The organism is Faecousia sp., from assembly GCF_048519415.1.
In the GTDB taxonomy this organism is placed as follows: Bacteria; Bacillota; Clostridia; order Oscillospirales; family Oscillospiraceae; genus JAZOXB01.
Genome location: NZ_DBFZUT010000004.1, coordinates 22,005 through 31,325, shown reverse-complemented (window position 1 = coordinate 31,325; position 9,321 = coordinate 22,005). Strand labels below are relative to the sequence as shown.

Annotated in this window: 9 protein-coding genes and 1 tRNA gene; 4 read left to right on the top strand and 6 right to left on the bottom strand. The window is 62.2% G+C overall.

Annotation, left to right across the window (positions count from 1 at the left end):
- A partial coding sequence (locus ACMKFF_RS00645; protein WP_419495721.1) for a hypothetical protein occupies positions 1-185 on the top strand: 185 nt, incomplete at its 5' end.
- 54 nt (positions 186-239) lie between these two features.
- Here ACMKFF_RS00645 and ACMKFF_RS00640 read toward each other — a convergent pair.
- Complete coding sequence (locus ACMKFF_RS00640) at positions 240-1,412, bottom strand: cation diffusion facilitator family transporter (protein ID WP_417324197.1); 1,173 nt, start codon at positions 1,410-1,412, stop codon at positions 240-242.
- A gap of 145 nt (positions 1,413-1,557) precedes the next feature.
- On the opposite strand from ACMKFF_RS00640, the gene ACMKFF_RS00635 reads away from it, so the two are divergent.
- Genes ACMKFF_RS00635 through ACMKFF_RS00625 form a run of 3 tightly spaced genes read left to right on the top strand, consistent with a single transcriptional unit; the run spans position 1,558 to position 5,372 of the window.
- On the top strand, positions 1,558-1,872 hold the full coding sequence (locus ACMKFF_RS00635) for a hypothetical protein (protein ID WP_419495720.1): 315 nt from the start codon (positions 1,558-1,560) through the stop codon (positions 1,870-1,872).
- A gap of 21 nt (positions 1,873-1,893) precedes the next feature.
- On the top strand, positions 1,894-3,615 hold the full coding sequence (locus tag ACMKFF_RS00630) for an ABC transporter ATP-binding protein (RefSeq protein ID WP_419495719.1): 1,722 nt from the start codon (positions 1,894-1,896) through the stop codon (positions 3,613-3,615).
- Positions 3,612-5,372 carry an ABC transporter ATP-binding protein gene (locus tag ACMKFF_RS00625; protein WP_419495718.1) on the top strand — a complete coding sequence of 587 codons (1,761 nt, stop codon included), beginning with the start codon at positions 3,612-3,614 and terminating at the stop codon, positions 5,370-5,372. The genes ACMKFF_RS00630 and ACMKFF_RS00625 overlap by 4 nt, the downstream gene beginning before the upstream one ends.
- A gap of 499 nt (positions 5,373-5,871) precedes the next feature.
- On the opposite strand, the gene ACMKFF_RS00620 is transcribed toward ACMKFF_RS00625, so the two are convergent.
- The 5 genes from ACMKFF_RS00620 to ACMKFF_RS00600 form a co-directional block, all read right to left on the bottom strand.
- Entirely contained in the window at positions 5,872-6,381 is a 510-nt protein-coding gene (locus ACMKFF_RS00620) for an NUDIX hydrolase (protein WP_349135899.1), read from the bottom strand.
- A gap of 10 nt (positions 6,382-6,391) precedes the next feature.
- Positions 6,392-6,955 (bottom strand): manganese efflux pump MntP family protein, encoded by a 564-nt coding sequence (locus ACMKFF_RS00615; RefSeq protein ID WP_349135900.1) that lies wholly within the window; start codon positions 6,953-6,955, stop codon positions 6,392-6,394.
- Positions 6,956-7,014: 59 nt separating this feature from the next.
- Positions 7,015-7,599 (bottom strand): NUDIX hydrolase, encoded by a 585-nt coding sequence (locus tag ACMKFF_RS00610; protein WP_367927266.1) that lies wholly within the window; start codon positions 7,597-7,599, stop codon positions 7,015-7,017.
- Between the two features lie 91 nt (positions 7,600-7,690).
- Positions 7,691-7,775, bottom strand: a tRNA-Leu gene (locus ACMKFF_RS00605).
- Positions 7,776-7,904: 129 nt separating this feature from the next.
- Entirely contained in the window at positions 7,905-9,296 is a 1,392-nt protein-coding gene (locus ACMKFF_RS00600; RefSeq protein ID WP_418468424.1) for a uracil-xanthine permease family protein, read from the bottom strand.
- Between the last annotated feature and the right edge of the window lie 25 nt (positions 9,297-9,321).

The window sequence follows — 9,321 nt, the reverse complement described above, 5'->3', positions numbered from 1 at the left end:
ACATTCCGGCGGCCGGTTTTACCGATTCAACCGCCGGTTTCTTGAAATATGCCGGGTTCCATGCTAAAACAGGAAGCACTGATTCAATCAGCAAGAGCGGATGGCGAGAGATTTTTTGGCAAGTCGAGGTATGGAAAACGCAGGAATACTTTGTGTATTTCAAGTTTTTCATACCGATGGATTGACGAAAAAGATCCGGCATCCGCCGCAGATGATTGATTCAGAGTTTCCGTAAAAAATCACGACCTGCACACCGGCTCGTCGAAGGTGATGACGGTATAATATTTCCGATCCTCCTGCTGCACGCGCGCGTCAATGCGGTGCTTGAGCTCTGCCTGCTTCCCGACGAGGGAATACGGGATGACAAGGTCGAAGATCAGGTTCGTGTGCTGCGCGCCGCGCACCATGCGGAAGTCGTGCAGCGTCAGCTCCGGGTCAATGGCGCGGATCGTTTCCTGCACAAAGGTGCGCATGTGGTTGAGCTCAGCGTCGTCCGTCACGATGGGATCATAGTGGATGACAAGGTGCACCCGCAGCTCCCGCAGGGCGTCGCGCTCGATATCGTCGAGGACGTCGTGGCACAGCAGCGGGTCCTCGCGGCTGTCCATCTCGGCATGCACGCTGGCGAAGCACTGGCCGGGACCGTAATCGTGCACCATGAGGTCATGGATGCCGAGGATCTTCTCATGCGACAGGATGAGCCGGGAGATGGACTGCACCAGCTCCTCGCTCGCAGGCTCGCCAAGCAGCGGGCTGATGGTATCCTTCGCCGCGGACCAGCCGGACCAGAGGATGAACAGCGCCACAAGCAGGCCGATCCAGCCGTCCACCTGCCAGTGTAGCACATGGCCGAGCACGCAGCCGATGAGCACGGCCGCCGTAGTGATCACATCATTACGGCTGTCCTGCGCCGTGGCGCGCAGGGCGGTCGAGCCGATGCGTCGGCTCAGTCCGCCGCAGAACAGCGCCATCCACAGCTTCACAAGAATGGAAGCGCCGAGGACGGCAAAGCTCAGAGCCGAAAACGCCACCGGCTCGGGATGCAGGATCTTTTCGAAGGACGAGCGCGCCAGCTCCGCGCCGACGAGCAGGATCAGCACGGAGACGAACAAGCCGGAAAGATACTCCATGCGCGCATGGCCGAACGGATGCTCCTCATCCGCAGGCCGCTCCGCCAGGCGGAAGCCCAGCAGCGTCACGAGCGAGGAAGCGGCGTCCGAGAGATTGTTCAGGCCGTCTGCCGTAATGGACACCGCGCCGGACAGCGTGCCCGCCAGCAGCTTGCCCGCCGACAGCAGCACATTGCACACGATGCCGACGATCCCGGCCAGCTTTCCGTAGCGGGTGCGCACGGCGGGATCCTCCGTGTTCCGGTAGTCCTTGACAAACAGGCGCAGCAGCAATTGCGTCAAATCCATCGCTCTCCTTTCAGGCCATGCCGTTATCTGTTTATTATACGGAACTTTGTGGAAAAAGTATATCTTTTTTTGCAGAAACCTTGCAATTCTTCGGATCTATGATACGATATGATTTTAAGGAAGAGGGAGGAGCGGAAAAATGGAGAAACAGGATGCATTCACGCAGGCGCTTCTGCGCGCCATAGACGCCGCCGAGCAGGAGGCGGGCGTCCGCCAGCCGCGGCTGCGCCGGGCCGTGGAGCAGTACGGCGGCATTTCCGCCGTGCAGGAGCTCTGCCGCCGCGGGCAGGTCTCGGACGGCTTTGACCGGCTGGCCGGGCTTGGAAAGCTCGCGCTGTCCGCCGAGGCGCTGGCCGTTTCGGCAAAATTCAACGCCTGCTTTACGGACGACGAGGTCAATCACTGCTTTGCGCAGCTGTGCGGCGCCAATTATTTCGGCGCTGCCCGGCTGTAGCATCGGCAGGAAAGGAGTTTTATGAAGCAAATTTTACGATATCTGAAGCCATATCTCGGGAAGCTGCTCGCCGCGACGGTGCTCATTGCTCTGTCGACGCTGTGCGATCTGCTGCTGCCGACGTGGATGTCCGCCATTCTGAACGGCGGCATCGCCGCGCGCGATTTCCCGGCAATCGCCGTGCGCTGCCTGCAGATGCTGGCCATCGCCGCCGTCAGCCTCGCCAGCATCCTCGGCGGAACGCGGCTGTCGACCGAGGTCGTCGCCTGCTTCTGTGCCGATCTGCGCGCGGACGTGTTCCGCAAGGTCAACACGCTCTCATTTGAAGAGTTCGGCTCACTCGGCACGGCCGCGCTCGTCACGCGCGCCACGCACGATGTCGACACCGTGTCGTGGGTCGCCTCCATGCTCTCCGGCACGGTCGCAACGATCCCGATGCTGTTCCTCGGCGGCGTGGTGCTGGCCATGCGCAAGGACGTCGTGCTCTCGCTCGTGCTGCTGGCCTTTGTCCCGCTGCTGACGCTCATCGTCGTGCTGCTGGGCAAACGCGTGCTGCCGCTGTGGGGCAAGTCCGACGACTACATCGACGTGCAGAACGCCCTGCTGCGTGAGCGCCTGCGCGGCATCCGCGTCATCCGCGCGTTCAACACGGAAAAGCGCGAGCACGGCCGCATTGCGGACGCCACGCATATCATGGCGGAGAACATCATCCGCGCCAACGTGTCCATGGGCCTGCTCACGCCGCTTGCCACGCTGTTTCTGAACATCTCCGCCCTGCTCATCATCTATCTCGGCGGCTGGCGCATGGTCCACGGCGTCAGCGGCGTGAGCGCGGGCGACATTTTCGCCATCATCCAGTATGTCACCATGGTCATGAACGGCGTTATCATGGCCTCGTTCGCCATCATCATGTATCCGCGCGCACAGGTCGCCGCCGGGCGCATCCACCAGGTGCTCGGCGCGGAGGGCATGGGCGATCCCATGGCCGGCGAAACGGCTGAGCTGCACGGCGAGATCGAGCTGCAGGATGTCAGCTTCTCCTACGGCGGCTCCGCGGACGCCATCAGCCACGTCTCCCTGCACATTCTGCCGGGGCAGCGCATCTCCGTCATCGGCGGCACCGGCAGTGGCAAGAGCACGCTGATGCACCTGCTGCTCGGCTTCCGCGCGCCGACGCAGGGGCGTATCCTCTTTGACGGGCGCGATGCCGCCGGGCTCAGCAAGCACACCCTGCGCCGCGGCATCAGCAGCGTCCTGCAGGGCGCGGCCATCTACTCCGGCACCATCGGCGAGAACATCCGCATGGGCGACCCCGATGCGGATGATGCCGCCGTCACGGAGGCTGCACGCATCGCCCAGCTTTCGGACTTCATCGCCTCGTGCGAGGGCGGCCTGTCCTACGAGATCCGGCAGGCGGGCAAAAACCTCTCCGGTGGCCAGAAGCAGCGCCTTGCCATCGCGCGTGCCATCATCAAGGACGCGCCCATCTACATCTTTGATGACAGCTTCTCCGCGCTGGACTTCCTGACGGAGAAAAACCTGCGCACGGCCCTGAACCGGCGCATCGCCGGGCGCACGCAGATCGTCGTGACGCAGCGCATCACCTCCGCCATGAGCGCAGACTGCATCTTCGTCATGGACGGCGGCTGCCTCGTCGACAGCGGCACGCACAACGAGCTGCTGGCGCGCTGCCGTATCTACCGTGAGATCTATGCCTCGCAGACGGGAGGTGACCTCCAGTGAAGCAGCCGAAAAAGGAACATATCATCCGCCGCCTGCTCTGGGAGGCCCGCCCGATCTGGAAGTGGCTCCTGCTCGCCGCGCTGCTGTGCATCGGCGTGATCGTCTGCGGCGTGCTCGGCCCGAAGCTGCTCGGCGGCCTCATCGACCGGCTGTATGCCTGGTGGGACGGCTCCGACCGCAGCGACTTGCTGGCCGGTCTCCTGCGCCCCATGGGCTGGCTCGCGCTGGTCTACCTCGGCTATAGCCTGTTCAGCTATGTCAAGATGCAGCTGCTCAACCGGGTCGTCAGCCGCTACTTCACCTGTGAGCTGCGCATCCGCATCTCGGATAAAATCCGCCGCCTGCCCGTGAGCTATGTGGATCAGACGCCCGTCGGCGACATTCTCTCGCGCATGATGGACGACGTGTCCACCATGGGAAACTACGTTCACCAGATCATCGACACGCTCATGACCGGCTTTTTCATGATCCTTGCCATCGCCGTCATGATGCTGCTGGAAGACTGGCGGCTGGCTGCCATCGTCCTTGTGCTCACCCCGGCCTCCATCCTGCTGTCGACGCTCCTGTCCTCCCGCAGTGAAAAGCACTTCTACAGCATGTTCACGGAGTCCGGCAACCTCAACGCCGTGACGGAGGAGGCCTTTACGAACTTTGCCACAACGAAGGCCTATAACCTTGAGGATTATACAGAGCAGCGCCATGCCGAGCTGAACGAGCGCCGCCGCAAGGCCGAGACACGGGCCAATTTCACCTCGTCCATCGTCCGGCCGCTCATCGCCTTCACGAATGCGCTGGCCTACATCGCCATCTGCCTGTTCGGCGGCTGGCTCATCGTCCGCAATGAGAGCGTGTCCGTCGGCATCGTCGTGACGATCCTGCTGTATGCCAAGCAGTTCTCCGGCCCGCTGGAGCAGATCGCAGGCGGCCTCGGCGACCTGCAGCACGCCAAGGCGGCCGCCCGCCGCGTGTTCAAGCTGCTCGACCTGCCGGAGGAGCCGCAGGCGGACGGCGCGCTCCCCGCCCCCGCGAAGGGCGACGTCCGCTTTGAGCATGTCTCGTTCTCCTATGATCCGGCCGTGCCGCTCATTGAAGACCTGAACCTTGCCGTCCGCCCCGGCCAGAACGTCGCCATCGTCGGCCCGACCGGCGCAGGCAAGACGACGATCGTCAATCTGCTCATGCGCTTCTATGACCTGAATGCCGGGCACATCCTGCTCGACGGCACCGACTGCGCCTCGCTGTCGCGCGAGGCGGTCCGCAGCCAGTTCGCCATGGTGCTGCAGGACACCTGGCTGTTCCGCGGAACGATTGCGGAAAACGTCTCCTACGGCACGCCGGGGGCCACGCGCGAGCAGATCGTCGAGGCCTGCGACCGCGCGTACTGTGACCACTTCATCCGCACGCTGCCGCAGGGCTATGACACCGTTGTCGGCGACGACATGACGAACCTCTCCGGCGGTCAGAAGCAGCTGCTGACCATTGCCCGCGCCATGCTGGCAAACCGCCGCCTGCTCATTCTGGACGAGGCGACGTCCAACGTCGACACACGCACGGAAATTTTGCTGCAGAAGGCCATGGACCGCCTGATGAAGGGCCGCACCTGCTTTGTTATCGCCCATCGCCTGTCCACCATCGTCGACTCCGACCTCATCCTTGTGCTCGACCACGGCCATATCGTCGAGCAGGGCACGCACACGGAGCTGCTGGCCCGCCGCGGCTTCTATTACCAGCTCTATACGAGCCAGTATGCCATTTGAGTTCAAACGCAAAAAAGGATCCCCGAGACCGCCCGGCCTCGGGGATTTTTATGACTGTCGTTCAACAAACGGCGCTCCCTGAGCGCCTATGGCACTCATAAATTTTTGCGTACTCCCGTCGGCCGCGCAGACTCCCAGATTTGTCATTGCGAGGAGGCCGCAGGCCGACGTGGCAATCTCACGCAACTGGTTACGTTTTCGCCGGGAGTACCCTGTTATCCGACCGGGTACTGCGAGATTCCCACGTCGCTTCGCTCCTCGGAATGACACGTCAGGGGAATGCCGTGGTGCACCAGCGCTCTCCTGCCGTTGAATGTTTCCGTACAAGGCGCTCACTACCCGCAAGGGGCACGCCGCATCCGTAAGGCGGCAAAGCCGCCAACGGCTGCGCAGTGAGCGCCGCTACAGACGCAATTGGTTTTCCCACTTGAACGGCACATTGTACCAGATGCAAGTGCCCCAAAAGCGCACTGAAAAAAATGCCTGAGGCCCATCGGTCTCAGGCATTCCAAATTTTTCGGAATTCGTCCCGCAGCTGGCGCAGGCGGCGGACATCCGGCTGAGCGACCTCGCCGGAGGCAACCAGAGCCTCCAGACCGGCCTTGGACACCCAGCGGGCCTCCGTGGTCTCGCCGGGCTGCAGATGCAGCGCGGAAAGCGGGATATCATGGAAGAGGAAATAGACATCACTGAAGGTGGAGTGCTCGCGAAAGCTCCGCACCAGATGGAAATCCGCCTCATCGGCCTCAATGCCCGTTTCCTCGCGCAGCTCGCGCCGCACGGTCTGCAGGCTCGTCTCGCCGACGAGGGCCGCGCCGCCCGTGGCGGCCCAGCAATTGGCATAATGCTCCTTCTCCGGTGCGCGGCGGGTCAGCAGCAGCTCCCGCTGCCGGTTGAACACCCAGACGAACGCCGTCAGATGATATTCCCCCCGCCCCATCGGCGTGCCGCGCACATGAAAGCGCCCGGTCGTCCGCCGCTGGCGGTCATAGATATCCCAAAGCTCCATGACGGTTCCCTCAGGCCTTGCCGAGCAGGTGCTCAACAAGGATCTTGAAACCCATGGCGATCAGGATCAGGCCGCCGACCAGCTCCGCCTTGGACTGATAGCGGCTGCCGAACAGGTTGCCGATCTTGACGCCCGCCACGGAGAACACGAACGTCGTCAGGCCCGTAATGGCAATGGCGATCCAGATATTGACGCCCATCATGGCGAACGTCACGCCCGTGGCCAGCGCATCGATACTCGTAGCAATGGCCAGCGGCAGCATCACGCGGAAGGAAAACGAATCGTTCCCTTGCTCCTCTTCCTTTGAGAAGGCCTCACGCAGCATGTTCGCGCCGATGAGCACGAGCAGCACGCAGGCGATCCAGTGGTCAAATTTCTGGATGTACGAGGCGAACGAGCTGGCCAGCAGGAAGCCGAGCAGCGGCATAAGGGCCTGAAACCCGCCGAAATACGCGCCGGTGATCAGGCAATGCGAAGCCTTGAGTCGCTTGACAGAGAGGCCTTTGCCGATCGAGACGGCAAACGCATCCATGGACAGCGCGATGGCAGTGATGAGCAGGTCAAGAAGCTTCATAGCGTTCCTCCAGCGTGTTTGAAAATCAGAGACGGTTAACTTTTATTGTACCTTCCGCTTCAGAGCTTGTCAACCGGAATGCCGAACTTTTGTGCCAGATACGGCAGCAGACGGCAGAACTCCGCCTCGCGCAGGCAGAAGCGCGGGTCGTTTTCCCGCATGGCGCGCAGGATCTCCCGCACGGAAAACCAGTGCACGGATTCGACCTCACAGGCCTCCGGCGTGAAGGCTTCCTCCGGCCGGTCGAGGACGAGGAGATAGACCCATGCGATCTCATTGTCATGGAACGGCTTTCCATGGAAGGCTCCGTGATATTCGTTGCGCTGGGCAAACAGGAATTCCGGCTCCTCCCCCGTCACGCCCAGCTCCTCGGCCAGCTCACGGCGGGCCGCCGCCGCAAAGTCCTCGCCGGGGTCAAGATGCCCGGCCGCCGAAATATCATACAGACCCGGGAACGAGTCCTTCTGTGCGCTGCGCTTCTGCAGCAGCAATTCGGCCCTTCCGCCGCGCAGCCGCGCCAGAAATACGTGGCTCGCGCCGTGCAGGTCGCCGTCGCGGTGCACGAGCGCGCGCGGCTTGATCTCGCCCGTCAGGGAACCGTCCTCCCGCCGCAGGGCGAAGCATTCATTTGCAGGATCTGCCAAGCTGTCTTCCCTCCCCGGAAATCAAAAAACGGAGCGATCGCGGGAGTCGCTCCGGAAAATGCAAAACGCCGGAGCAGAATCTGCTCCGGCGTGGTGCGAGTGATGCGACTTGAACGCACACGACGGTTGTCACACGCCCCTCAAACGTGCCTGTCTACCTATTCCAGCACACTCGCATATCCAATTTGCTTGTGTATTATACTTTGTTTTTCCGCATTTGTCAAGCCCTATTTTGAAAAAAGCCGCCGCGCGGTGACTTGGGCACCGCGCGGCTGTATATATTATATAAGGTATGAGACTCGGTCTCAGTCGCGGTTCGCGCTGCGGCCCTTGAGGATCTGATTTGCGAGAATACCGAGGATGAGTGCGACGGCGACCGGCGTGATCGTAATCTTGCCGAACGTCAGGGACAGGCCGCCGATGCCGGTCACGAGGATCGTGCTGACGACGAAGAGGTTGTTGTCCTTGCCGAGATCGACCTGCTGGATCATCTTCAGGCCGGAGACCGCGATGAAGCCGTACAGGGCGATGCACACGCCGCCCATAACGCAGCCGGGGATGGAGTTGACGAAGGCGACGAACGGGGAGAAGAAGCTGACGAGCATGGCGAGGATGGCCGTTGCCAGGATCGTCACAACGGAGGCGTTGCGCGTGATGGCAACACAGGCAACGGATTCGCCGTAGGTCGTGTTCGGGCAGCCGCCGAGGAGAGCGCCCGCCATGGAGCCGACGCCGTCGCCCAGCAGGGTGCGGGAGAGACCGGGATCCTTCAGAAGGTCCTTGCCGATGATGGAGGAGATGTTCTTGTGGTCTGCAATGTGCTCGGCGAAGACGACGAACGCGACCGGCACATAGGCCACGGCGATGGCGCCGACATAGCCCCAGTTCAGCTCGGCAAAGCCCTTGGCAGCCTTGAGGAAGACGAAGTCCTTCGTCACAAGCTCATAGTTCACGAACGTCTTCAGCGTGACGCCGTTCTCCCACAGCACGGAGAGCTTCGAGAAGTCGAGCACCTTCAGCGCGTCCGTGGCCGTGGCGTTGCCGATGAGGGTGAACACCGCCGCAACGGCGTAGCCCGCGAGGATGCCAAGGATGAACGGGATGAGGCGGACCATTTTCTTGCCGTAGGTCGCGCAGAGCATGGTCACGAGCAGGGCCGCAAGGCCGCACAGAACGGTGATGAGCGGAGAAGCGACCGCAGCGCCCTCGGCGTTCACCACGCTGCCCTTGATGAGGTCGGAGACGGCGTTGCCCGCCAGCGAAAGGCCGATGATGGAAACCGTCGGGCCGATGACGACGACCGGCATGAGGCGGTCGAGCCACTTGACGCCCGCGACCTTCACGGCCGCCGCAATGATGACATACACAAAGCCGGCAAACACCGCGCCGAGAATAAGGCCCGCATAGCCGAGCGTCATGGAAACGCCGCCTGCGAAGGCTGCAGCCATGCTGCCGAGGAAGGCAAACGAGCTGCCAAGGAAGACCGGGCTGCGGAATTTCGTAAAGAGCAGGTAGACGAGCGTGCCGACGCCTGCGCCGAAGAGCGCCGCGGCGGGGCTGAGCGTGCTGCCGGTCGCGCCGTTGGTGATGACCGGAACGACGAGCGTCGCCGCCATGATGGCCAGCAGCTGCTGGATGGCGAAGAGGATCGTCTGGCCGAATTTTGGCCGGTCCTTGACTCCGAAGATCATGTTCATGATTGGTTCCCCCGTTCTGTATTTT

Coding starts and splice junctions, on each gene's coding strand:
- ACMKFF_RS00635 (WP_419495720.1), top strand. CDS start 1,558: ATGGAGAAACAGGATGCATTCACGCAGGCGCTTCTGCGCGCCATAGAC.
- ACMKFF_RS00630 (WP_419495719.1), top strand. CDS start 1,894: ATGAAGCAAATTTTACGATATCTGAAGCCATATCTCGGGAAGCTGCTC.
- ACMKFF_RS00620 (WP_349135899.1), bottom strand. CDS start 6,381: ATGGAGCTTTGGGATATCTATGACCGCCAGCGGCGGACGACCGGGCGC.
- ACMKFF_RS00615 (WP_349135900.1), bottom strand. CDS start 6,955: ATGAAGCTTCTTGACCTGCTCATCACTGCCATCGCGCTGTCCATGGAT.
- ACMKFF_RS00600 (WP_418468424.1), bottom strand. CDS start 9,296: ATGAACATGATCTTCGGAGTCAAGGACCGGCCAAAATTCGGCCAGACG.